This is a genomic window from Butyricimonas muris, assembly GCF_046365375.1.
GTDB classification, from domain to species: domain Bacteria; phylum Bacteroidota; class Bacteroidia; order Bacteroidales; family Marinifilaceae; genus Butyricimonas; species Butyricimonas muris.
The window spans coordinates 51,069-76,908 of record NZ_JBKEIT010000007.1 but is presented as its reverse complement, the minus strand read 5'-3'; the positions used below and the strand labels follow the sequence as shown (position 1 = coordinate 76,908).

At 44.3% G+C, this 25,840-nt stretch carries 21 protein-coding genes and 2 tRNA genes; 3 read left to right on the top strand and 20 right to left on the bottom strand.

All coding sequences use genetic code 11. The features are described from left to right. Nucleotides 1-18 precede the first annotated feature (18 nt). From ACK8P8_RS12750 to ACK8P8_RS12730, 5 genes are read right to left on the bottom strand one after another with little or no spacing between them, the layout of a single operon-like run. On the bottom strand, nucleotides 19-3,261 hold the full coding sequence (locus ACK8P8_RS12750) for a S41 family peptidase (RefSeq protein ID WP_369859649.1): 3,243 nt from the start codon (nucleotides 3,259-3,261) through the stop codon (nucleotides 19-21). A gap of 23 nt (nucleotides 3,262-3,284) precedes the next feature. Then, nucleotides 3,285-3,617 (bottom strand): hypothetical protein, encoded by a 333-nt coding sequence (locus ACK8P8_RS12745; protein ID WP_292271267.1) that lies wholly within the window; start codon nucleotides 3,615-3,617, stop codon nucleotides 3,285-3,287. A gap of 4 nt (nucleotides 3,618-3,621) precedes the next feature. Continuing rightward, on the bottom strand, nucleotides 3,622-4,566 hold the full coding sequence (locus tag ACK8P8_RS12740) for a DUF4296 domain-containing protein (protein ID WP_369859648.1): 945 nt from the start codon (nucleotides 4,564-4,566) through the stop codon (nucleotides 3,622-3,624). A gap of 14 nt (nucleotides 4,567-4,580) precedes the next feature. Next, on the bottom strand, nucleotides 4,581-5,345 hold the full coding sequence (locus ACK8P8_RS12735) for an ABC transporter ATP-binding protein (RefSeq protein WP_227216893.1): 765 nt from the start codon (nucleotides 5,343-5,345) through the stop codon (nucleotides 4,581-4,583). Next, a complete protein-coding gene (locus ACK8P8_RS12730) occupies nucleotides 5,345-6,043 on the bottom strand; it encodes an MlaE family ABC transporter permease (protein ID WP_369859647.1) in 699 nt (232 codons plus the stop codon). Before ACK8P8_RS12730 ends, ACK8P8_RS12735 begins: the two co-directional genes overlap by 1 nt. Before the next feature lie 175 nt (nucleotides 6,044-6,218). On the opposite strand from ACK8P8_RS12730, the gene ACK8P8_RS12725 reads away from it, so the two are divergent. After that, nucleotides 6,219-7,295: a mannose-1-phosphate guanylyltransferase gene (locus ACK8P8_RS12725; protein WP_099291116.1), complete on the top strand. Its 1,077-nt coding sequence runs from the start codon at nucleotides 6,219-6,221 to the stop codon at nucleotides 7,293-7,295. Between the two features lie 26 nt (nucleotides 7,296-7,321). Here ACK8P8_RS12725 and ACK8P8_RS12720 read toward each other — a convergent pair whose 3' ends face one another. From ACK8P8_RS12720 to ACK8P8_RS12675, 10 genes are all read right to left on the bottom strand, one after another. Continuing rightward, a complete protein-coding gene (locus ACK8P8_RS12720) occupies nucleotides 7,322-8,569 on the bottom strand; it encodes a hemolysin family protein (protein ID WP_227216892.1) in 1,248 nt (415 codons plus the stop codon). Further along, complete coding sequence (gene lptC / locus ACK8P8_RS12715) at nucleotides 8,570-9,148, bottom strand: LPS export ABC transporter periplasmic protein LptC (RefSeq protein WP_227216891.1); 579 nt, start codon at nucleotides 9,146-9,148, stop codon at nucleotides 8,570-8,572. Nucleotides 9,149-9,151: 3 nt separating this feature from the next. Beyond that, nucleotides 9,152-10,480 carry a tetratricopeptide repeat protein gene (locus ACK8P8_RS12710; protein ID WP_369859646.1) on the bottom strand — a complete coding sequence of 443 codons (1,329 nt, stop codon included), beginning with the start codon at nucleotides 10,478-10,480 and terminating at the stop codon, nucleotides 9,152-9,154. 95 nt (nucleotides 10,481-10,575) lie between these two features. After that, entirely contained in the window at nucleotides 10,576-11,340 is a 765-nt protein-coding gene (locus tag ACK8P8_RS12705; RefSeq protein WP_099291120.1) for a type III pantothenate kinase, read from the bottom strand. Between the two features lie 28 nt (nucleotides 11,341-11,368). Then, complete coding sequence (gene mfd / locus ACK8P8_RS12700) at nucleotides 11,369-14,671, bottom strand: transcription-repair coupling factor (RefSeq protein WP_369859645.1); 3,303 nt, start codon at nucleotides 14,669-14,671, stop codon at nucleotides 11,369-11,371. 73 nt (nucleotides 14,672-14,744) lie between these two features. Then, nucleotides 14,745-15,794 (bottom strand): tRNA preQ1(34) S-adenosylmethionine ribosyltransferase-isomerase QueA, encoded by a 1,050-nt coding sequence (queA, locus tag ACK8P8_RS12695; RefSeq protein ID WP_099291122.1) that lies wholly within the window; start codon nucleotides 15,792-15,794, stop codon nucleotides 14,745-14,747. Between the two features lie 37 nt (nucleotides 15,795-15,831). Further along, the gene (truB, locus tag ACK8P8_RS12690; protein ID WP_227216888.1) at nucleotides 15,832-16,548 is read right to left on the bottom strand and encodes a tRNA pseudouridine(55) synthase TruB; all 717 of its coding nucleotides are present in this window, start codon (nucleotides 16,546-16,548) and stop codon (nucleotides 15,832-15,834) included. Beyond that, on the bottom strand, nucleotides 16,548-17,336 hold the full coding sequence (locus ACK8P8_RS12685; RefSeq protein WP_099291124.1) for an undecaprenyl-diphosphate phosphatase: 789 nt from the start codon (nucleotides 17,334-17,336) through the stop codon (nucleotides 16,548-16,550). Before ACK8P8_RS12685 ends, truB begins: the two co-directional genes overlap by 1 nt. Nucleotides 17,337-17,405: 69 nt before the next feature. Then, nucleotides 17,406-17,663, bottom strand: a complete 258-nt coding sequence (locus ACK8P8_RS12680) for a DUF3098 domain-containing protein (protein WP_099291125.1) — start codon at nucleotides 17,661-17,663, stop codon at nucleotides 17,406-17,408. A gap of 15 nt (nucleotides 17,664-17,678) precedes the next feature. Further along, complete coding sequence (locus tag ACK8P8_RS12675; RefSeq protein WP_186974715.1) at nucleotides 17,679-18,545, bottom strand: cell division protein FtsX; 867 nt, start codon at nucleotides 18,543-18,545, stop codon at nucleotides 17,679-17,681. 244 nt (nucleotides 18,546-18,789) lie between these two features. Between ACK8P8_RS12675 and ACK8P8_RS12670 the strand changes: the two genes are divergently transcribed. Both ACK8P8_RS12670 and ACK8P8_RS12665 read left to right on the top strand, forming a co-directional pair. Further along, a tRNA-Gly gene (locus ACK8P8_RS12670) sits at nucleotides 18,790-18,865 on the top strand. Nucleotides 18,866-18,869: 4 nt separating this feature from the next. Continuing rightward, nucleotides 18,870-18,954 (top strand) — tRNA-Leu (locus ACK8P8_RS12665). Between the two features lie 286 nt (nucleotides 18,955-19,240). Here the strand turns inward: ACK8P8_RS12665 and ACK8P8_RS12660 are convergent. From ACK8P8_RS12660 to mtnA, 5 genes are all read right to left on the bottom strand, one after another. Next, nucleotides 19,241-20,062 carry a hypothetical protein gene (locus tag ACK8P8_RS12660; protein ID WP_227216887.1) on the bottom strand — a complete coding sequence of 274 codons (822 nt, stop codon included), beginning with the start codon at nucleotides 20,060-20,062 and terminating at the stop codon, nucleotides 19,241-19,243. Between the two features lie 5 nt (nucleotides 20,063-20,067). Further along, nucleotides 20,068-20,841, bottom strand: a complete 774-nt coding sequence (locus ACK8P8_RS12655) for a DUF1573 domain-containing protein (RefSeq protein ID WP_227216886.1) — start codon at nucleotides 20,839-20,841, stop codon at nucleotides 20,068-20,070. Nucleotides 20,842-20,863: 22 nt separating this feature from the next. After that, a complete protein-coding gene (locus tag ACK8P8_RS12650) occupies nucleotides 20,864-21,274 on the bottom strand; it encodes a hypothetical protein (protein WP_369859644.1) in 411 nt (136 codons plus the stop codon). 681 nt (nucleotides 21,275-21,955) lie between these two features. Next, the gene (gene clpB, locus ACK8P8_RS12645; RefSeq protein ID WP_227216884.1) at nucleotides 21,956-24,547 is read right to left on the bottom strand and encodes an ATP-dependent chaperone ClpB; all 2,592 of its coding nucleotides are present in this window, start codon (nucleotides 24,545-24,547) and stop codon (nucleotides 21,956-21,958) included. Between the two features lie 200 nt (nucleotides 24,548-24,747). After that, nucleotides 24,748-25,827 carry an S-methyl-5-thioribose-1-phosphate isomerase gene (mtnA, locus tag ACK8P8_RS12640; protein ID WP_369859643.1) on the bottom strand — a complete coding sequence of 360 codons (1,080 nt, stop codon included), beginning with the start codon at nucleotides 25,825-25,827 and terminating at the stop codon, nucleotides 24,748-24,750. Nucleotides 25,828-25,840: the final 13 nt, after the last annotated feature.

The window sequence follows — 25,840 nt, the reverse complement described above, 5'->3', positions numbered from 1 at the left end:
TGGTCTGCCGCTCTATTTTTATTTCTTACTGTCAATATCTTTCAACAACTCTTCCACCGCTTTCTTCAACTGCTCGTCTTCACCCTTGATAATCTTTTCCGGTGAATTGGCAATCTTCACGTCCGGTTCCAATTGTTGGTTCTCGAGATAACTTCCGTCAGGGAGACGATAGCCCACGATAGGGATACCGAAATACAGCGTGGGGTCTTGCAGAAATTCCCATGACACGCTGGTCATCGTTCCGGGGACAGGCATTCCCACTACGCGTCCCAAGCCTTGGTGCTTGTACACCCAAGGCGTGCCGTGCGCGTTCGAGTAATTCGCCTCGCAAGTCAGCATGATTGACGGTTTGTTCCAACGACGACTCGGCATGTCACAAGCCTCCCGACCGCGAACCACTTGCGTGAAATATTTCTTACCGCTGAACAGGATTTCGATATCCTCGTGCAGGCGTCCGCCCCCGTTAAAGCGCGTATCTATGACAATACCTTCCCGGTCATTGTATTTACCGAGGATATCGGAATACACGGAACGGAAACTCGGGTCGTCCATGCTGGAAATATGCACGTATCCCAACCGTCCGCCCGAAAGGCGATCCACATCGGCAGCCCGCTGTTTCACCCAACGCCTGTAAAGCAAAGCGTTGAGAGTGGATTTATTAATCGGGATAACAATCTCATCCCAACGGGTTTTCGTTGCAGGGTCATAGACTGACACCAACGTACGCTTGCCCGACTTGTTATTCAGCAAAGGATAATAATCCTCACCCGCTTTCACTTCCTCGCCATCTATTTTCTCGATAATCATCCCGGCTTTTACCTTGGAACGGGCATTATCGAAAGGTCCTTTCTCTATCACCTCGTCAATCAGCAAACCGTCTTTCCTGTAATCCGTGCTCAGGAACAATCCCAGTTCTGCCGTGGCGTCACCCTCCAAACGGGCAAAATAACCGGAACCCGTGTGCGACACGTTCAACTCTCCCAACAATTCGCTCAACATTTCCGAGAAATCGTAGTTGTTATTAATATACGGTAAAAACTTCTCGTACTCCTTCGTCATTTTCGCCCAATCCACGCCGTGCATATCCTTCACGTAAAAACGCTTTGCCTCTTGAAGGCGTACCCGGTTGAACATATACGCCCGCTCTGCCGCCAAGTCCATTTTCATCTCGGCAACGTAAGAAACAGGCGTCCTCTTCTCGGAAGCCAGATTGATTTTTTGCATTCCCCGGCTACCCAACAAGAACAAGTCTTTGCCGTCCTTATCCGTTTCGAGGGAAGCCCAACCGCTGTTCAACTTGTGCATGACACGCGTACTTCTTGCCCGCAGGTCGCTCACCCACAAATCATACCCGCCCTCGAAAGACGACATATAATACAATTTGTCCCCCGCTTTGTTCAAAATAGCATCACCCAGAGAGGATGAATTCGGTGTCAGCCGCATCACCCGGTCTTCAATGCCTTTCAGTTCCACGACAATATCTTTCTTCTCTTTTTTGTCTGCTTTGGCATCCTCCTTTTTATCCTCTTTCTTCTCTTTCGCCCCGGCTGCCGCCAACAACTTCTCCTCCTCTTTCATCAACTCGTAACTCTCTTTGCTCAAACGGAATTTGTCGTAAGCCTCCTGATTCATGAAGACAATCATCACATCCTGCAACGAACCCCATGAAGCGTGATTACGCATCCCGTAACGCTCGCTGGCAAAAAGGATGGCATTCCCGTCCAGTACCCAACGGGGATTACTGTCAAAATAACCGCTATTCGTCAAGTTAATCGTTTCGCCACTCCCGTCCGCTTTCACGATAGCGATATCACTATACGGGTCATGCCGATTACCGATAATCTCCACGGCAAACCACTTGCCGTCGGGCGACCACGTGTAAGTGAAACCGTCACCCGTGCGGTACTGGTATTTATCGTCCGCAACTTGTCTGACCTTCTTGGTCTTCACGTCCATCACCATCAGTTTCGTGCGGTCTTCGATAAACGCCAATTCTTTGCCGTCCGGGGAGAATTGCGGGGCAAAACGCTCTTTTGTCGAAGCGGGCAACAAGGCCTCTTCCTCTATCAACGTCGCGTTGGGGAAATTAGCTTCCCCGTCACGGGCTATCTTGGCAGTGTAGATATTCCAGACTCCATCCCGTTCGCTGGCATAAGCTATCGTCCGGTTGTCCGGGGCGAAACTCAACCATTTCTCCTGCTCCGGGGTATCCGTGACCTGCTTAGTGGTCGTGTAATCGGACGAAGTCACGAACACGTTGCCCCGAATAATCATCGCCACCTGTTTCCCGTCCGGGGATACCGCCGCGCTTGTCGCACCTGAGGTAAAGCGCAAAGAAGCAACATTATTCTTTCCCTCGTCGCCAATAATATCGACTTTCACTTTCTTGGGATTTCCTTGAACATCCTTCACGTATATCTCGCCGTCGTACCCGAAACAAAGACGACCGTTGTCGGCAATACTCAGGAAACGAACCGGATGCGTTTTAAAAGATGTCACCGCTTTCACATCGGCAGGATTAGCCAGAGGGAAAGAATACACGTTGAAAGAACCACCCCTTTCGCTCAGGAAGTAGACGGTTTGCCGGTCGGGTGACAAGACGGGGGAACGGTCTTCACCCGCCCGTTCTATCAGCCGCGTGTGTTTACCGCTTTTTATATCATAACGATAAATATCCCGGGTAATCGAAGAGGTATGGTGTTTCCGCCATTCATTCTCCCCACCCTTGCAATCATGATACAAGAACATATCACCGGATTTCGAGAAACAGACCGCTTCCGCCGGGGTTGCCAACACTTGACGGGGACGTCCCCCTTCAACCGGAATGGCATATAGCTCTGTCAACGAGCCACTGGGGAACAGGGCACTTTGTGCCGGGTCTTGAAGTTGCGCCCCGTAAACAATCTCTTTCCCGTCGGGGGTAAAGGTATAAGGTATCTCGCGCGAGGAATTAGTCGTAACCCGACGAGCCTCTCCACCGCGGGCAGGCATCACGAAAATATCGAAATTCCCGAAACGGTCGCTCGTGAAGGCTATCTGCTTCCCGTCAGGCGACCAAACGGGATGGGATTCATGTGCCGGATGAGTGGTCAACTGTCTAGCCTCCCCGCCATCCGAGGACACGACGTAAATATCCCCTTTGTAACTAAACACAATCTGCTTCCCGTCAGGCGAAATCTTCGGGTAACGCATCCAAAGCGGTCCCGCCTGTATCATGAAGCCTGCTAATAAAAAAGTAATGGTCAATACGAATTTATTCATCCTTCATCTATTTTGATTTAAACTTATCTTAATGGATTGATTCGGGTGTCTTTCAACCACGAGAAACGAGCGAAGTCCGCTCCTTGGATAATCGCCAAACCTTTGCCGCTTTTACGAGAATAACAATCCTTTATCTTTGCCGGTATATCATCACCCTCCTGCCACTCGACTTCATCCCGGACAAAATCGGCTACAATCATTCCCCCGTAAAACTCAAGACACGGTATTTCTTTTATTTCTCCCCCGGTGTCCACGACATCCGTGACCTGCCCCTCTTCCAACACCACGTACCCGTTACGCGTTAATTCAAAACCGGGTAACAATATATAATTAGCTGCTATTTTTCTGAGATTCATCTTTTCATTTTCTTGCATTCGGTCTTTCCCGTTTGGGCAAATTGGCTTTGGAAGCCGCCTTCATCATCTCTTCTCTCTGCTTGTATTCCTCTTCCAATTGTTTCTTTTTGTTGTCCCCCACGTACACCCGGTTCAAGCGGGTTTTCGTCACCCAACCGTCAATTTCCTTGGTTTTTACTTTCGCGTTTTTAACATCCTTGGTATCTACAATCTTTATAACCAATTTATTGTACATGGAATCCTTCACGTAATGTTCCCATTTATATTCCCGACTCCGGATAGTATCATACGTGGAAACAGGGACATCCATCACTTTCAGCGTATCGCTACCGGCAGAAAGAAAATAAGATTCTATCTTGGCACTTCTGCCCTGCACGCGCTTATTCCATTTTAATGTCGTGAAGAAATGATACATGCCGGGGACAATACTATCCACCTCAATCAATATGAATTGATTCCGTTTATCGAAATGCACCGTGTCCGCTTCCACTACCCGCTCCCCGTAAACGATTGAATCTTTCTTGGGCGCCCCGACACGGGTGGAGTCCGGTCGTAGGGTATCGGCAACAATCATCGTGTAGCCCGGGAATAAATTCACCGTGTCATTTTTGGTGAACTGGCTCAACAAGCGCATCTTCTGAGTCTGCCGCCGACTAAGTGTGTCGATAACGGCGTCGTATATCCTGTTGAATTCCGTGGAATTTCTCGTGTAATAATTCAGGCAGGAATCGAAATCCGCACGGGTAATCCCGTATTTCTTGAACAAATCGTTATAGTACAAATAATTATCTTTTTCATTACGACGTTCGAATTTGGCTACTTCCAATGCCCCGTCTGCCATATGCATATCTATCAACAGAGCCGTAAACTGGTTTTTATTCAACGCTACCTCTTTCGAACAGGCGATTACAGAAACGGCAATCATGAATACCCATACAATATGCTTCATATCTCTCTTTATTTTTAGCATTTTCGTCTTAATTTTTCCCGTACCATTTTGTTTAGTTTCGAAGAGAAGAGAAATTCGTTCAGCGCCTTGTTATCAGAGTACATAATGTTCTCGTTTGTACCTTCCCATTCCTTATGTCCCTCGTGGATAAACAAGACTTTCTCCCCGATCTCGAATACCGAGTTCATATCATGCGTGTTGATTACAGTTGTCATATTATACTCGTGCGTGATCTCCGATAACAAGTTATCGATCACGATCGATGTCAAAGGGTCTAACCCGGAATTAGGCTCATCACAGAACAAATACTTCGGCTGCAACACGATAGCTCTCGCTATGGCAACCCGTTTCTTCATACCACCACTGATCTCTGCCGGGTACAAATTTTCCACGTTCTCCAGATTCACACGCTTCAAACAAAATATAGCGCGTTCTATCTTTTCCTTTTCCGACATTGCAGAGAACAGATTCAGCGGGAACTTCACGTTTTCCAACACGGTTAGCGAGTCAAACAACGCCCCTCCTTGAAACACGACTCCCAACTCTTTCCTGATTTCTTTCAACTGTTTGGAATTCATCACCGTGATATCCCGATCGTCATACAAGATCCTTCCGGCATCAATGGTATGCAGACCAATCAAAGATTTCAACAACACCGTCTTCCCCGAACCGCTCTTCCCGATGATCATATTCACCTTACCCGGCTCGAACACGGCACTGATATCCGACAATACCTCTTTTTTATCAAATGATTTACATACTCCTTCCGCCTGTATCATTACAACAATATTTTGGTTAATATCACGTTCACAAGCAAGATGGCGATACTACTATCTACTACCGCTTTCGTGCTTGCCTTACCGACTTCCAAGGCTCCGCCTTGCACGCTATACCCGTAAAATGCCGGTATAGAAGTAAATATCACGGCGAAGAACAACGTTTTAATAATGGAATAAGTCACGTAATAAGGATTAAACGAGAAATGCAACCCGTGAATATAGTCATCGTAATTGACAACCCCGGTAGCGATACCTGAAGCGATACCCCCGATAATCCCGATAAAAACACTGAATATATAAAGTATCGGATTCACCACCAATGCCGCCGCGATTTTAGGTCCCACGAGATAAGACACGGTATTCACTCCCATCACTTCTAGTGCCTCTATCTGTTCCGTAATCTTCATACTCCCGATCTCGGAAGCGATATTACTCCCGATCTTTCCCGCTAGTATCAAACTCACGATCGTGGAGGAAAACTCCAGTAACAAAGTTTCCCGCGTCAAGTATCCAATCAAGTAACGGGGAAGCAAAGGACTGGACATATTGTAGGCCGTCTGCAATGTCAACACGACCCCGATAAAAAAAGAAATAATAGCGACCAACACGATTGAATTCAGTCCCAGTTTTTCCAACTCGTTGACTAATTCCTTCAGGTACACCCTCTTCTTTTCGGGCTTGGTAAAAATTCGCCCCATAAATAATATGTACTCCCCTATCCTATTTAAAGCTTTCATCGGCATTAACTCCTTATATAAGACCCTCCTGAACCTCCTTCTTCAAATTTTATCGTAAAAATAGAAATTATTCACGGATTTATTACTAATTTCGACAACAATAAGATGAAATTTAATTTTAAACTTATAACTAGAAATGAACAAGAACTCGTATTGCGTTATTATGGCCGGAGGATTGGGAAAACGCTTTTGGCCCGTGAGTACCAAGGCTTGCCCGAAACAATTTTGTGACATTCTGAACGTTGGGAAAAGCTTCCTTCGCCAAACATTCGAACGAGCAAACCAGATCTTTGATACCCAAAACATCTTCATCGTAACGGGTGTAGCCTATGAAGACCTGACCAAAGAACAGATCCCGGAGATTCCAACCGAAAATATCCTCAAAGAACCGTTTGGTAAAAATACTGCCCCGTGTATCGCTTACGCTGCCTACCGGATAGCCCGTATTAACCCGAACGCCAATATGGTTGTTGTCCCTTCCGACCATTTTATCAGTAATGACCTCGTGTATATTGATAATATCCAGAAAGGACTCTCCTTTATCGAGCAATTCGGGGGCTTACTTACAATCGGTATCAAACCCACCAGACCGGAAACCGGGTACGGTTACATTCAGATCAAAAAAAACAAATTCTCCGAATTCATTTCCAAAGTAAAGACTTTCACCGAGAAACCGGATATCGAACTTGCAAAAGTCTTTTTGGAATCCGGGGACTTCCTGTGGAATGCCGGAATATTCGTGTGGAAAGTAAAAGATATTATCGGGGAATTTAAAACTTACTTGGAAGACATTTACCTGCTGTTTGAGCAAGAATACAAGAACGCGGAGAATCCGGATTCACAAGAGAACATATCACATATTTACAGCCAGTGCCGGAATATTTCTATCGACTTCGGCATCATGGAAAAATCTTCGAAAGTATATGTTATGAAAGGGGAATTCGGTTGGTCTGACGTGGGAACATGGCATTCGTTCCACGAAATCAGCCCGAAAGACGAAAACGATAACGTATCCAATAGCGAACACGTGCTATTCACGGATTCCAAAGGGTGTATCGTTAATGTCCCCCGCGACAAGAAAGTGATTATCGAAGGCATCGAGAATATTATCATTGCCGAAAACAAAGACGTACTCATGATTTGTCATCGGGAGCATGAAGACAATATCCGGCATTTTGATGATATGCTGAAACATACAAAAAAGGAGCTTTAGAAAAGCTCCTTTTTTATATCTGTACTTTATACGGTTACTTTCACTTCTTCAATCCGCGCACTCTTTACGCTCAATATCTCGTACACGGCATTTTCGATCTCTATTTGTTCTCCTTCTTCAGGAATATCCTCGTTATAATACAGGATCAATCCGGCTAACGTTTCGTATTCCTCGTCTTCCGGCAGTTCCAAATCATACTTTTCATTCAAGTAATCCACTTCCAAACGACCGGAAAAGATAAATTCATTCGGACTTAATTGCTCTTCTTTCAAATTCAAACGATCGTGTTCATCCTCTATCTCCCCGAAAATTTCTTCCATGATATCCTCTATCGTCACCATTCCGGCTGTAATCCCAAATTCATCCACGACCACGGCTACACTTTTCTGCTCCTTCGTGAAAAGATTCAATAATCTCAATGCCGACATGGTTTCGGGCACAATCAGGATCTTACTCACCGCTTTCTTCACGGTTTCCGGGTGATGAAACAGTGCCGAGGAATGCACGTAACCAATCACGTTATCAATAGAATCCCGATAAATCAATATCCGGGAAAGCCCTGTTTCCACGAATCGGTTCCGCAACTCGTCCAGACTGCTGTCTATGGGCAAAGCCACGATATCCGGACGCGGCACGATACATTCCCGTAACTTGATTTCCGAGAAATCCAAGGCGTTACGGAACAACTTGATATCATGTTCATCCTCGTTCTCCACGCCGGCAGTTTCCCCCTCCTCTATCAGATTATTCAAGTCTATCTTGCCGAAAGCACGATTCTCCTCTTTCGCCAATTTACGCCCCGTAAATATCCGCAACAACAGTCCCCCGAACCATACCGAGAAATAAGAAATCGGGAAAAACAGGATATAAAAGATAAATACAGGTACTGCAAAAACACGAAGAAACAAATTCGGACGCAACCTGAACACCGCTTTAGGCAAAAACTCGCCCGATACCAACATAATTAAAGTAGAGATTAAGGTTACCAGTATCAATCTCAATCCCAGTGAAATACCATAACTTTCCAAACGAGGATCAAGGTAATCGGACATAAAAATACCATACACGACCATTACCACGTTATTACCCACCAGTATCGTGGTAATATACATTCCTGAATTGGATATAAAAAGGTCTATCACCTTCTGCGTGATACCCTTATTCGATTTATCAATCTCTATAAGCAACTTATTGGATGCCATGAATGCAATCTCCATTCCAGAGAAGAAAGCAGACAACACCAGACAAATTAATATAGCTACTAATACTGACATTTAAGGCTGTTGTTTTTCTACAATTACCCCGGTCACTTTATTAAAGACCGGATTCCGTAACGATTGGTCGGACTTGAATCCGTTGTTCCCCTCGATAATATTCTCGTCCGCCGTTAAGCGGGAATAGCGGTCGGAGTAAACGATCTCCTTCTTCATATCCCAATAAAGAAGCTCCGTCTCCAACTTCTCACCCTTATCATTAATCACGACAACATCATCGCGCAATTCCCACAACATCTCCTCTTCCAATTTCTTCGCATATTTCGAAGTGATGGAACCGATCATCGTTCCGTCTTTCTCGTACAACTCGGCATGAATCCCTTTCGGAAATTCGTCATATTTCTTGTTTTCCTCGTTATACTTGTTATAAAGCGGTGTCGTTACCCGATATTTCAGTCGTGCGGAATCGGAATAAAACAATTCCATGTTTTCCCCGGACATTTCGGGCAATCCCGCCCGTGTATTGATAGCGTTGACCTCCTTGATGTCCGTTTTGCACGAGAAAAGCATTACCGCCCCCAAAGCAAGGGCGGTAATGCTTCTTATCATTATTCCTAAAGCACGATATCGAAATATCATATATTATTCTTTAAATCTAGCTGTCGTTGTTTCATTAATCCAACCGCCCACTTTCACATTAGCACCTGCCGTGATAGAACGGAAGAATGCATCTTCTTTCGACGGGAAATAAATAGAATACTTGGAAATAAACTCATTCGCCTTTTCTGCAACTGAAGGATCAACTTGTTTTGCCTTAACGAATTTATCAACAGCAGCCCAGAATACAGTACGTTTCTCAAATTCATCTCCCTCGTAATTGTTGCTGGCAGAAGCATAAGCCAAACCGATAGTCAGATAAGCCTGTCCCAAGTTCGGATTACTCTTCAAAGCTGCCAAAGCATATTTCTTTGCTTGCTGGTAATCTCTTTTGGTAGACAGATACACCTGAGCCAGATTCAAATTATAATCGGCACGATCCGTTTCGTTATCTGTTTTGTCAATTGCTTCTTTCAAGTATTGTTCGAATTTGGGAATATCATTCTTACGATAGAACATAACAGCCAAACCGTATGCGGCTTCAGCACTCGGCTCCTTGTGGTAGATACTTTCCGCGATAGTCGCATACAACGGTAAATCCGTACAGTCTTGCTTTTTCAGTAACTTGTAAATATCTTTCAATACACTCAGACTATCTTTGTTTGCCTCGTACTTTTTAACCAACAAGTCGTTCAAAGTCATGCAGTCTGCCAATCCGGAATCAATAAACATGGCTTCCAGATTCGCCTTACATACCAGATAATCATCACAACCTTTTTCTCCCGAACTGGCTTGCTTATCCACGAAATCGGCAAAATCAATATACAGGTTAATAAAATCATCCTTTGTCAATTGATTTTCCTTGGCTAAATCACAAGCGACTTGAAAAGTCATGTGAACTTGCTTAGGCGGAACATCATTTCCTTCCAACTCGTATGATTTCATCATATTGTGGAAAGCATCTTTAATCATGTTTATGTCGCCATTAGCATATTTAAATTGGGCCATACCTTTTTTCCCCAATACAATTCCTTCCCTGTTGTTAGGATTGTTCTTCATGTATTGGTTACGGCGATCAAAAACCATCATTAAAGTATCCACGTACTCCTTCTTCTTGGTTTTTCTAATCATATACTCTATGATTGCCTCACCGCGTACATAAGTATTCAACTGGAATGCCGGAGCGTTCAAAAACACGTATCTCCAAGGGGCTAAAGCCTCCTCGTAATTTTTCTGTTTAAAATATTCAGTGTAAAGAGAGGCATTCAAAATGGTATTCGCGCTATCCAGCCCAAATTTAGACTCCAACGTTTGCGCCTTCGTCCCGATAGTGAATAAGCACATTCCTAATGCCAGTACAGCAATTTTTTTCATGGTCATCCCTTTATTTTAAGTTATAGTTCGAATTAGTATTTTTCATCACAGCATGTGTTCCAACTTGAACACGTTTGCAAAATTACCACTATTTTTCAAATACGGAAATCTATCCTTAATTTTTCACTGCCTATTAACCGTTTTTGATATTCTAAAACTCTGTTTAAACCTAAGTTTACCAGTTTATCCTCAAAAAAGACGGATCTATTCAGTGTTTTTTTCAAATATTCACTTCCTCCCCCAGTAATAATCACCACAGCATCGGGATTATCACGGTAAATCTCATCTATATAACCTCTTATTTCAAAAAGTGTACCATTCATCACGCCGTTCAAGATGGCATCATGTGTATTTTTCCCTATATAGCCGTGATTCACATCACATTTCACCAACGGCAGACTCACAGTGAACTCGTTCAAGGCACGGAAACGAATCCCCAACCCCGGGGAAATATTCCCACCTCGAAATTCCCCATCCGCGCTCACGAAATCATACGTGATAGCCGTTCCCGAATCGATAATCAATAATTCCTTTCCCGGAAATAACACGACACCTCCCACGCACCCGGCAATCCGGTCTACGCCTAAAGTCTTCGGCGTATCGTATCCCAATCTGATCGGTAAATCCATTTCCGGCGACATCTCGCAGAAAAAAGTAGAAACGCTCTTCAAATGCTCCCGTACTTCTTCGGATATTGATCCCGTGCTCGACAAGATCATATTCACTTCCTGCCCCCGGTGCAAATAAGCGGACGCCAATTCGTATGCTTCCGGCACGCCCATGCCGCAAACAACCCAATCCCCGTCATCATAAACGGCGTATTTGGTACGCGTATTTCCTATATCAACGATCAGATTCACTAATTTTCCATTTTATAGTTTATCACTTTCAACTTTCATAAACGTACTCCCAAACCTCCCGGATAATCGCCGACACTTTATTAATATCCTTTATATCCGTGAAAATCAGACTCAATTTATCATTCTTTTCACTCATCTTGCAAGAAATAACCTGTTTCTGCACGAATTTAAGCAATTCACTGAAAACCGGCGAAGCATAGAACGGAGAATCTTGATCACTGATAAAATAAACGACCATTTTATTATTCTTCACCATCAGACGCTCTATACCCAAATCGACACATTTCTGACGAATCCGCACAACCTCGACTAACCCGCTAACCTTTGAAGGTATTTCCCCGAACCGATCCCGCATCTCGATCTCGAAACGCTGTAAGGCACTCTCGTCCGTGATATTATCCAACTCCCGGTATAAACGAATCCTCTCGCTCACGTTTTCCACGTAAGTATCCGGTATCAACAATGCGAAATCCGTGTCAATCACGCAATCCGTCGTGAAAGCCGTCGGCTCGTCAGCCTGCTCTTTCTGCAATTCCGGAAATTCCTCATCCCGCAACTCCAACAATGCCTCGTTCAGAATACGTTGGTAAGCCTCGTAACCGATTTCCGCTATAAAACCCGATTGTTCGCCACCCAATATATTTCCCGCCCCGCGGATATCCAAATCCTGCATGGCAATATTGAAGCCGCTTCCCAACCCGCTATAATCCTCGATAGCTTTCAACCGCCTTCGGGCGTCCGCGTTCACCAACTCCAAAGGCGGGGCCAACAAGTAGCAAAAGGCCTTCCGGTTAGAACGCCCTACCCGTCCGCGTAATTGATGCAAGTCACTCAACCCATAGTTTTGTGCCTGATTAATAATAATCGTATTTGCATTCGGGATATCTAATCCCGACTCTATAATAGTCGTCGCTATCAGCACATCGTAATCCCCCCGGATAAAATCGTGCATCACGGTTTCCAACTCCTCGCCACTCATCTGCCCGTGCCCCACGCAACTTTTAATACCCGGGATCAAACGATGAATCATATATTGTATATCCCGAATATTATCCACCCGGTTATGAATAAAAAAGACCTGTCCGCCACGGCTCACCTCGTACGTTATAGCATCTTTGATAATCTTCTCGTCAAACCGGTGCAATTCCGTCACGATCGGATAGCGGTTAGGCGGCGGAGTCCGTATAATCGACATATCCCGGGCACCCATCAACGAGAATTGCAACGTACGCGGGATTGGCGTTGCCGTCATGGTAATCGTATCCACGTTCAATTTCAAACGCTTCAACTTCTCTTTCACCGCTACCCCGAACTTCTGTTCCTCGTCCACGACCAACAGTCCAAGGTCTTTAAACTTCACGTCCAGACTTGTAAGACGATGAGTTCCTATAATAATATCCACTTTCCCCGCTTCCAGATCTTTCAAAATCCGTTTGATATCCGCGCTCTTCTTCATCCGGCTGATATACTCCACCCGACAAGGCATTCCCTCCAAACGCTTTTTAAAAGTATTGTAATGTTGATAAGCCAACACGGTCGTCGGCACAAGTACCGCCACCTGCTTACTGTCCGCGACCGCCTTAAATGCCGCCCGGATAGCAACTTCCGTCTTCCCGAAGCCGACATCCCCGCACACCAGACGATCCATAACGTGAGGTTTCTCCATATCCTCCTTCACCGCCTGAATCGCCTTCATCTGGTCGGGAGTCTCCTCGTACATGAAAGAAGCCTCCAGTTCATCCTGCAAAAAACTGTCTTTTGAAAAAGCATAAGCCTCCTCTCTACGACGTTTAGCGTACAAAGCGATCAATTCCCGGGCAATATCCTTCACCCTTGATTTCGTACGCTGTTTCAGCTTATTCCATGCCTCGCCGCCTAATTTACTCACGGCAGGCGGCTCGCCGTCCTTCCCCTTGTATTTGGAAATCTTATGCAAGGAGTGCAGGCTCACGTACAACTCGGCGTTATTCTTGTACACCAAGCGTATTGCCTCCTGCTCCCTACCGTCATTATTTATTTTTGTCAATCCCCCGAACCGTCCGATTCCATGATCTATATGAACCACGTAATCACCGGGATGCAGGTTTTGCAATTCACTGATCGTGATCGCTTCCCGTCCCTTGCGTATCTGGGTGGTCTTCAAACGATATTTCTGGTAACGGTCGAAAATCTGGTGTTCCGTGTACACGCATATCTTGACATCGGCATCACTAAATCCCTCGTGTACCGTACCGTCCACCGGGACAAAATTAACCGCATACCCTTTATCCGAGAATATATCCCTCAATCGCTGCAACTGCATGTCATTCGTCGAACAAAGATAAATGGAATAACCATTCTGTTGCTTATCCGACAAATGTTCCGCCAGCAAATCAAACTGCTTGTTCACCGCGGGTTGCACCTCTGCCTCCAGACGAAGTACATCTCCCCGGAAATAGAGTTCCGGCCCCCATTCGATCACGCTGTTGCTCTCGATCGAGTGAAACAAATCTCCGGCATCAATCAACACATTCCCGGCATCTTCCTCCCTCAACGTGTTAATCCGATCATGAACCAACAACGAATTTTTCATCCACCACGTGGTATCCTTCCCCAAAAATTCCATCAAACCCACGCTCTCGTCCTTCCCCGTCGCCTCGCTCAAATCGGGAACAATCACCACCCGTTCGATCAATTGCTCCGACAACTGCGTTTCCACGTCAAAATAACGAATACTTTCAACCTCGTCCCCGAAAAAATCTATTCGCACGGGGCGTTCCTCCGCGAACGAGTAGACATCCACGATACTTCCCCGGATTGAAAACTGCCCGGGTTCATACACGAAATCACTCCGCTCAAACCCGTACTCGGAAAGCAAAGATTCAAGAAAAGAAATAGATAATTTCTCCCCCTTGGCAACCGGCATCGACATATCCGCGAGCACGGTCTTACTGACCACTTTTTCAGCCAATGCCTCCGTGTAAGTCACCACCATGCTCACCTGCTTTGCCGTTAAAGCATTCAATACTTCCGTGCGAACCAGAATAGAATCATTATCCTTATCCTCGAAATTACCGACCCGACGATAAGAAGAAGGCAAGAAACGCACGTTCTCCTCGTCAAAAAAAGTCAACAGGTCATTATAAAAATAGGCTGCCTCCTCCTTATCGTTCATCACGAACAATTGAAGACTCTTCATCTCCTGCTCGACACTAGCGGCAACAAACGAAACAATCGACCCGATCCCGTTTTCCAGTTTTATCTTTATTCCCGGGCGTTCGCTCAAACGCCGGGTAATCTTCCGGACAACAGGATGTGCCTGAAAAAGTTTCAATAACTCCTTTGCTTCCAAATTTTTTCCTCTTTATCAAAAAAACGGCATACCTTTCAGCACACCGTCTTTCTATTTGTCTATATATACCTTATCATATAATCAACATGGCATCTCCATACGTGCCGAATCTATACTTCTCCTTGACAGCAACATCGTAAGCCTCCATCACGTGTTCATATCCCCCGAAAGCGGCTACCATCATCAACAAAGTAGAATAAGGCAAATGGAAATTGGAAATAAACGCATCCGGCACGCTGAAATCATACGGCGGAAATATAAATTTATTCGTCCAGCCGTCAAACTCCGTCAACCGTCCTTTCGTCGTCACGCAACTCTCCAGAGTACGCACGACAGTTGTTCCCACGGCACATATTTTATGCTTCTCGTCTTTCGCGTCATTCACGATCTTCACGGTTTCCGGCCCCACGATAATTTGCTCCGAGTCCATCTTATGCTTTGTCAAATCCTCGACATCCACTTCCCGGAAATTACCCAAACCTACATGCAACGTGATATAAGCGAAATCAATACCTCTGATCTCCATACGTTTCATCAACTCGCGGCTAAAATGCATCCCGGCAGTGGGAGCGGCAACAGCCCCCTCGTTCTTGGCAAAAATAGTCTGGTAGTTCTCGGCATCCTCCGGCTCCACCTTCCGGTTGATAAACCGGGGAAGCGGAGTTTCACCCAACGCGTACAACTCCTTTTTGAACTCGTCATACTCCCCGTCATACAAAAAACGCAAAGTTCTCCCGCGGGAAGTTGTATTGTCAATCACCTCTGCCACCATACTATCGTCTTCCCCGAAGTACAGCTTATTACCGATACGAATCTTCCGCGCCGGATCAACCAGTACATCCCAGATACGTAATTCCGGGTTCAACTCTCTCAACAGGAATACTTCAATCTCCGCACCTGTCTTTTCCTTGTTTCCATATAGCCGAGCCGGGAATACCTTGGAGTCGTTAAACACGAACACGTCTTTTTCATCGAAATAATCAATCACATCCTTGAAAATCTTGTGTTCAATCTTTCCGGTTTTTCGATCCAATACCATTAAACGAGCCTCATCCCGATTCTTAGCCGGATGCAAAGCGATTAACTCCGGTGGCAACTTATATTTAAACTTTGATAGTTTCATGTTGAACAATTTTATATATTAACCAAATCCTGCTAAATTACAAATTTTCTCCTAAAATTCCAATAATTTCATCCATTTTAAATCCGTCTTCCACCCGAAAGTCCCCTACACGAGTCCTTCTTAAAGCGGAAAGATGCGAGCCGCTCCCGCAAGCTTTACCCAAATCGTGTGCCAAAGAACGGATATAAGTCCCCTTGCTGCAAACAATCCGAAGCTCCACTATTGGAAACTCCACTTTCAATATTTCAATCTCCCTCACGGTCACTTTCCGGCTTTTCATTTCAACCTCGTCCCCCCTGCGAGCCATCTCGTAAGCACGGACCCCGTCGACACGAACCGCCGAATAAGAAGGTGGGAATTGTTCTATCTCCCCGACAAACTGACGAACAGCTTGCTCCAGACATTCCCGATTGACATGTGTATACGGAAATTCCGCATCAAAAGATGTTTCCAAATCATAAGAAGGCGTCGTGTGCCCGAAAGTTATTTCCGCTACATACTCCTTCTCCTGCCCCATGTACTCCTCTATATTCTTTGTTTCTCTCCCCACGCAAACAATCACAACTCCCGTCGCCAATGGGTCCAGCGTCCCCGCATGTCCCACCTTGATTTTCCCGTACCCTTTACGCAGGCAGATGCGAATCTTGTTTACCACATCGAAAGACGTCCAACGCAACGGTTTATCCACCACAAGGACAGCCCCCGCCCGAAAATCATCTCCCTCTCTAAAACGTATATTTCCCCACTCCTTCATTATCCCAATACAATCGTCAATATACCGGCAATCGCGCAATAAATCGCAAACCAGATCAATTTACCCTTCTTCACGATATTGATCATCCAACGGCATGCAATGCATCCCGACACGAAAGCGGCAACAAACCCTACCAGCAAAGAAACCGTGGAGATTCCGCTTTGAGAAGCACTGAATCCGCCTTTCATCAAATCAAGAAATGCCTCTCCCAGAATAGGGATTAACACCATTAAAAAGGAGAATTTCGCCACCGCTTCTTTTTTATTTCCCAACAGGATACCCGTGGCAATCGTCGAACCGGAACGGGATAAACCCGGCAACACGGCACAAGCCTGAGCGATTCCGATCACGAAAGCATCCATAAATGATATTTTCTCCTTCACTCGCGGTTTGGCATAATAAGCAAATGCCAACAACAAAGCGGTCACCAACAACATGCAACCGACAACCAATAACCCGGAACCGAATAGCTCTTCCACGTAATCTTTAAAACAAAAACCCACGATAGCCACCGGAATCATTGAAAGAAAAATCTTCAACACGTAGGCCATCTCATCGTTATACTTGAAAGTAAAGAATCCTTTGAAAAGTATTGAAACCTCTTTCCACAAGACCACGATCGTACTGCAAACCGTTGCCGCGTGCACCGCCACGGCAAACGTCAGATTCTCCTCTCCCTGTAAGCCAAATAAGGCACTAAATATCTGCAAATGTCCGGAACTGCTTACCGGTAAAAATTCTGTCAATCCTTGGATCACTCCAAGAACCAATGCCTGAAACCACTCCATTTATTAATTAAAAATTGAAAATTGAAAATTGAAAATGCACGCACACTCAATACTCAATTTATATTAATACTATTTCTCCTCTTTTTCCTTGGACTTCCGCATGATTGCCCAAAACACGAAACCGAAACCGAACAGCACAACGATCGGGGCTAACGTGATTCTTCTGAAACTAAAGATATCGTAATTAAACGTTTCGGGAGAATCCGCTCCCCCACCCATCATCAACAGGAATCCGACTACAACAATACCGAATCCGATAAGAATCATCTTGTAATTTTCTTTCGGGATAGGGAATCCGTCTTTTTTTTCGTTTAAAATTCTTGCCATATACTTTATTTTAATTTACGCGTACAACGTGTTCAAATCCTTGTTCAAATACCGCCGCACCGAGAACCATGCCGAGAAGAACGACAACAGCACCCCGGAAAGCATCACGAATCCGACCATAACAACAATAACATCCATGTGCATGATATTAATCACTTTACTCACTTTCTCCTGCACGACAAATATAGCTCCCAATAAAATCAGGTTAGCAATCAACGCACCAAAGAATCCCCGCCACATGCTGCCATACACGAAAGGCTTGCAAATAAAGAACGGCGTCGCCCCGACCAATTGCATTGTCTTGATCAACAATCGCTGGGAATACACCGCCAAATGAATCGTGTTACGAATCAACGTGAACGAGATCAACACCAACACGGCACCCACGATCAAAAACAGCAAAGTAATGCGATGAATATTCTCGTTTATACTCTCTATCATGGATTTCTGATAATATACCTCGTGGATAATATCAAACCGGGCTAACCCCTTCTCGATCACAGCCAACGAATCATTATTCGCGTATTCGGGATTCAACCTGATCTCTATTGACGGCAACAAGGGATTTCCTCCCAGTATTGCCTCGAAATCCTCACCCATCTCCTTTTTAAAGGATTTCGCCGCTTGTTCCTTCGTGATATAAGTGGAAGAATAAACAAAAGGACGGGTATCCAAAATCTTCTGCACCCGCTTGATCTCCGCCTCATTCGTGTTGTCTTTCACGATAACGGCAAAGCCGATATTCCGCCTCACGTGATCTGATATTAACCGGGCATTCAACAAAATAAACACAAGCATACCCACCACGATCAGCACTAGAGAAATACTGATCGTGGAAACAAAATATGAACCTTTTCCTCTTTTGCTTCCTGTACCTGACATTGTTTTTGTCTTAAAAACTCGACAAATATAATCATTCTACTCCCGAGAACAATCAATTCAAGAAAAAAATCATCACAACTCTTCATCTCATCCCCGAATAACTCCATGAATAACAGATTTTAAGAAATCAATTAAAAAAATCTGCCGCATTTTCTCCTAAAACCTTTTGCACGTATTAAAAATTGCCCTATATTTGCAATCGCAAAAATGGAAAGCGTTCCTGTCAAATTTTGCAAGCAATTATGCGAAAATAGCTCAGTTGGTAGAGCATAACCTTGCCAAGGTTAGGGTCGCGGGTTCGAGTCCCGTTTTTCGCTCCAAGTTGCTCGAGTGGTGGAATCGGTAGACACGCGGGACTTAAAATCCCGTGGCCATTGCGGCTGTGCGGGTTCAAGTCCCGCCTCGAGTACATTTTACACCAAAAACCTTCTGAAATCAGAGGTTTTTGATTTTATAGGAACGTATTTAGGAACGGTCATAACTTTATAACCAATTTTCTCTCTTTATCTAAGGTAATATCTATCCCTCCACGGAATATACAAAAATTTAAATGAAAATTAAAAATGGGAGAGATTTTCATGCTAATCTTCCTCATCTGTTATTAATGTATTAGCGACATACTAAAGAAAACATCGCTATTTCTTGTTAGCTATGTTGCTTTAACAAGAAGCCCAGTAACAATCTATCGGGGAGTTTTATTGTTCAGTATCTGAAATATAATGCAAAATAAATGCAGTAATATGTTTATGGTATGGATTTTTTACAGCACCTATATATTCTACCACATGTGTAGTTTCATTTTCGATTATATTCTGGTATGGCCCTATTATTTGATTTGAGTGACACTTGAATTCATCACCAGGTTCATCTGGACAACAATTAGAAATATAATATGCATCATACAGGTTATTCTCTTTATTTTTGATTCCTTGAAGTGAGGCAATACCATAACCATCTTTTTTTAATTGAGAGCTTGCAAAATTAAAAAATTCCGATGTATATTCAAAATTATAATAATTAGCATGTAACGTATAACAAAACATAAAATTATCATTGAAATGGATTTCACCTTTATATACTGTAACAGGACGCCACGGTGCTCTTGATTGAATATTTTTTTCTCGTAGTAAAATTTTATATCCAATAGAAGTTAGTTCAAGTTGATATTTTCCAGATTGTAGCAATTGATTTTCTTGATTCCAACAATCTATTAAATAATTATATATATTATCTGATATTTTCAAATCTGCACCATCTTGAACATCCCAAGACAATAAATTGTTATTAAATTTCAAATGATTTAACATTCTCTGGTGAGCAAGGAGATACACGTCTAAATGTTCATCTATTACACGGGGATTATTCAAATCACCCTCGAAACCCAAATAAACAGAATCAGCATATAAAGTAGCATAAGAAATTTTTTGTTGTTCCATTGATTCATTACATCCTATTAACAACATAATTAATCCAAGTAATATTATACCAGAAAAAAAGTAAGTAGATAATGTTTTCATTAAAACTAATTTTTAGATTTAACATGACTTTTAATAACAATCATTTTTAAAGGTGTCCGTGGATCATTTGTGATAAGACGTATTTTTTGAACGGACGAACCAATTTGTGCTTGAGGTTGGTAATCAATATGCAGTGTAGTATATTGTCCATTGGCTATTAGTCGATTCTCAATCTTTGGGGTCGCACATCCACAAGTAGACTCTATTTTTCTAATTACAAGATCTTTATCTCCTATATTCTTAATTCTCACAGGAATTTTTATCAATTCATTGTTACCTTGGAAAAGATTAAATTCAAATGTATCTCTTTCTATCGATATACAAGGAGGAGCAATAAATGAATCTTGATTAAAATTTTCAATAATAACACCATCCATTTGTAACCCTGTTACAAGAATTTCGCCATTAGTTTCAAAATGTATAGCTTCATGATATTGTCCAAAAAGAGAAGTATCACGCCCATAAAAAGAAACGAATAGCGAGTCAATTCCATGTTTTGGTAATAAAAAAACTTCTTCTGCAGAAAGTAATGAACCGCCACACCATCGCAAGACTGTTATTTCAGGATGTTCTTTTAATACTTTAAAATAAATATCTTTCTTTGTAGGGTTATAAACATTAATTTTTCTTAGATATTTATTCTCCATATTTATTATTCCCCATTCAATCATACTCTCACTGAATAACAATTCGCCAATAGGTGTTGTACACTCAATTTGTTTTATTTCTCCCCTACATGATAAAAGAATAAAACATAGAAATAAAAGAATCTTATTCATTACTTAATTTTTTAATTATTTACTATTGACATATCTTAATCATCGCATAACCATAAGGTAGTAATCTCAAAGTAAACTTTCCTGATTTCAATAATTCATTATCATATTGCCAACATCCTGTTATATACTCATAAATATTTTCAGATACTTTTACGTCGTTACTAGAAAAATTCCATATCAATGTATCATCAAATCTCAAATGTCTTGTCATCCGTTTATGGGCAGCCATGTACACGCCCAATTGTCTATCCATAACCCAAGGATATTCTAAATTTCCTTCACTTTCTAGAAATGTAGAGTCTGTATATAAACAAGTATAATATGATACTCGATCATTTCTTTCACTATAACTAGATTGTGTCTTCTCATAAGCACAACTAGCATAGAATAAAAATCCTATGCAAAATAAAATACTAGCATATCTTGAAAACATATTCTGTTTATTTATATCCTTAATTAATATTTCAACAAAAATTAATACAATCAATTTTCACACAAATCTAAAAAATATTTTCTAAAACAAAAAACACTTAATTCCAACTTGTTCGTATTTTGCAAAAATGACTAATTCTTTACAAAATATACGCCTACCACAAATGTAATCACAATTACAGCTATAAAGCCCACGATCCAACCCCAACTACCCATTACACCGGAACGTCCCTCTTTTGTTTCTACATTGACGACTTTTCTCCTTCTTCCTGCTTGTTTACCGCCATCTTTGTTGTATCCAAATCTTGCCTATCCGTTTTCTTGCTAATCTACGTACCATACTTTCTCCCGAGCTTTCCTAAACATACCCGAAGTACAAACACAACATTGACACCAATTACTGCTGTTATTCCAAAGATACTTCGTTAGGAAAGTGTTCATATCCAAGAGGAACTCCGAGGACGTCCATATCTCAAAAACAACACTCCAATAATTATCAACACCATCGACAATACCATGCAGAACACGGGAATAAACGCATTCGGCTATAAATACTTGAGTTTTTCGTCCTACTCCATTCTTTTATATTCAAATAGATACCAACAAAATTACTTAGAATTTCAGCCAAAACAAAAGCCTGCAACCATCAGGCTACAAGCTTCTGCATTACATGTATCATAATTTACTTATTCTCAAAGACAATTTTGTCATCCTTCACGTCTACCACGATACGGCTGTCCCGCGACACCTCCTCCGCCAATATTTGCTTGGACAACTCATTCAGCAAAGTACGCTGTATCACCCGTTTCACGGGGCGGGCACCGAATTGCGGATCATATCCGGCTTCGGCAAGCCATTCCACGGCTTTATCCGAAATCTCGATAGCGATACCGTTATTCCCCAGCATCTTCTTGACTCCGTTAAACTGCAAACGCACGATATCCACTATCTCGGACTTCTTCAACGGGGCAAACATCACGATCTCGTCAATACGATTCAGAAACTCGGGACGAATCGTCTGTTTCAGCATCTCGTAAACCTCGCGATTTGTCTTCTCTAACACCTCATCCCGGTTATTCTCGTCAATACCTTTCAGTTTATCCTGAATAATATGCGCGCCGATATTTGAAGTCATGATGATAATCGTATTCTTGAAATCGACCACCCGACCTTTATTATCTGTCAAACGACCGTCATCCAACACTTGCAACAAGATATTGAACACGTCCGGGTGCGCCTTCTCGATCTCGTCGAGCAACACCACGGAATACGGTTTCCGCCGAACAGCTTCCGTCAACTGTCCGCCCTCGTCATATCCCACGTATCCGGGAGGCGCCCCGATCAACCGGGACACGGAATGACGTTCTTGGTACTCGGACATATCTATACGGGTCATCAATGACTCGTCGTCAAACAGGAACTCCGCCAATGCCTTCGCCAACTCGGTTTTTCCGACACCCGTCGTTCCCAAAAAGATAAATGAACCGATCGGTCGTTTGGCATCCTGCAACCCGGCACGATTCCGTCGTACCGCATCAGCTAATGCCGCGATCGCCATTTCCTGACCAACCACCCTCTTGTGCAATTCATCCTCCAGATGCAATAACTTCTGCCTTTCACTCTGCATCATGCGGCTCACCGGAATCCCCGTCCATTTAGAAACCACGGCGGCAATATCATCCTCCGTCACCTCTTCCCGGATCAGCGATTCCCCGTGCTTCATATCCGCCAGCTTGGCTTTTACCTCCTCGATTCTCGCCTCCGCCTGCTTGATTTTACCGTAACGCAACTCGGCAACTTTACCGTAATCGCCTTCGCGTTCAGCACGACTAGCCTCGAACTTGTACTGCTCTATCGCGTCCTTATTCTTCTGTATCTCATCAATCAAGGATCGCTCGGACTCCCATTGAGCACGCAATTTCGTGCGTTCTTGGTTCAAATCCGCCAATTCCTTCTGAATCTCGTCCAATTTCTTACTTTTGCCATCCCGCTTGATCGCCTCTTTCTCGATCTCCAACTGCTTGATCTTACGATCCAACTCGTCAATCTCTTCCGGCACGGAATTCATCTCCAACCGCAGACGGGCAGCCGCCTCGTCCACTAAGTCAATCGCCTTATCGGGCAAAAAACGATCGGAAATATACCTGTGCGACAACTCCACGGAAGCAATAATCGCGTCATCCGTGATCCGCACTTTATGGTGATTCTCGTAACGCTCTTTCAAGCCACGCATAATACTGATCGCGCTCATCACGTCCGGCTCGTCAATCATCACCTTCTGGAACCGGCGCTCCAACGCCTTGTCCTGCTCGAAATACTTCTGGTACTCGTTCAGCGTCGTCGCACCTATCGCCCGCAAATCACCTCTTGCCAATGCCGGTTTCAGTATATTCGCCGCATCCATGGCTCCGTCGGATTTTCCCGCGCCGACCAAAGTATGTATCTCGTCGATAAACAGTATAATTTCCCCCTCGGAAGACAACACTTCGTTAACCACGGCTTTCAATCGCTCCTCGAACTCCCCTTTATATTTTGCCCCGGCAATCAAGGCACCCATATCCAAAGAATAAATATTCTTGGATGCCAGATTCGAGGGCACATCCCCGTTCACGATACGTTGCGCCAATCCCTCGGCAATAGCGGTCTTACCCACACCCGGTTCACCAATCAGAATCGGGTTATTCTTCGTTCTCCGCGACAATATCTGCAACACCCGGCGTATCTCGTCATCCCGCCCGATCACCGGGTCGAGTTTCCCGTTTCGGGCACGTTCATTCAAATTGATAGCGTACCTTCCCAAGGCATCGTAATTATCCTCCGCCGATTGGGAATTTACTTTCGACCCCTTCCGCAACTCGTTGATCGCTTCCCGGGTTTCTTTCTCGGTCATACCCGCGTCCTTCAACATACCGGACACAGGATCTTTCACCGACAACAAGCCTAAAAGAATATGCTCCAATGAAACATATTGGTCACCCATCTCTCCCGCCAGCTTCGCGGCTTTCTCCAGCACCTTGTTCGCCTCGTCGGACAAATAGGGGGAACCTCCCGATACCTTCGGGTAAGCATCCACGATACGGTCTAACGCCGCGACAACATTCCGGCTATTAATACCCAATTTATTAAAAATAAAAGTGGTGATATTTTCGCCCTTCTCCAGTATCCCCTTCAACAAGTGACCCGTCTCGATCGCCTGTTGACCTTTTTCCTGCGCCAGCTGCACTGCTGCCTGCACCGCCTCTTGCGACTTAATTGTATAATTATTCATGTTCATAGTCTCAATCACTCCTTTCTGCGTTAGAAATTACAAAGTATATACCGAAACTCACGCCCAAAAGTTTCACGATTGAAATATGAAATCAACAAACGCTACATCTCGCTGATAATCAAGAAATAAAAGAAGTATCGGGGATTTTTCCATTTCGAGAAACACTTCCCCGTGCCCCCACGTCTGCCATTTTGTCTTTAAAAACACTAATTATTATGCCAAAATGTCTTTTCTTTCCACATCCTTAACGTCTCCCCGAAAGGCGGATAAGCAATCCCCCGCTCCGTGATAATCGCCGTGATCAAATCAGCGGAAGTCACGTCAAAAGCCGGGTTATACACCTTCACGCCTTCGGGCGCCATTCTCCGGGCATACCATTTCTCCGTCACCTCCTCGCGGGCACGCTCCTCGATCTCGATCTGTTCACCCGCGGGACATCCCATGTCTATCGTTGAAGTAGGTCCTAACACGTAAAACGGGATACCGTAATATTTCGCCAATACCGCTACCCCCGAAGTACCGATCTTGTTCGCCGTATCCCCGTTGGCTGCCACCCGGTCACACCCCACCAGCACGGCCTGCACCCGCCCCTGCTTCATCACCGTTGAAGCCATATTATCACAAATCAAAGTGACATCCACCCCGGCCTTCTGCAACTCGTAAGCCGTCAATCGGGCTCCCTGCAATAGAGGGCGAGTCTCATCGGCAAACACGGAAAAGGCATATCCCCGTTCTTGTCCCAAGTAAATCGGCGCCAAAGCCGTCCCGTACTCGGACACCGCCAAATGCCCCGCGTTACAATGCGTGAGCAACCCCATCCCCGGGCGCAGCAACGACAACCCCCACTCCCCGATTCGCTTGCAAGCCGCAGCGTCTTCCTCCCGGACAGCCTCTGCCTCCTCCCGCAATACCCGCTTCCAGTCCTTCACCCCTTCTTCCCGATGCCGCAATAACCGGGCTTCCATCCGGTCTAACGCCATAAACAAATTCACCGCCGTGGGACGAGAGGACGCCAGATACTTCTTTACCTTCACGAACTCCCGATAGAAACTCTCGAAATCCGTCACCTCCACTCCCTGCATCAACACGGCAATCCCGTAAGCCGCTGCCACCCCGATAGCCGGGGCTCCCCGTACTTTCAACGAATAAATCGCCTCCCAAATCTCCTCCGCCGTCTTCAACGCCAGATAAACCTCCCGGTTCGGCAAGCACGTCTGATCCAAAATCACCAAAGCGTTTTGCCCGTAATCCGCCCGAACGGTTAGCATCGTAAACAAATTTCCCATATCCAATAGTTTT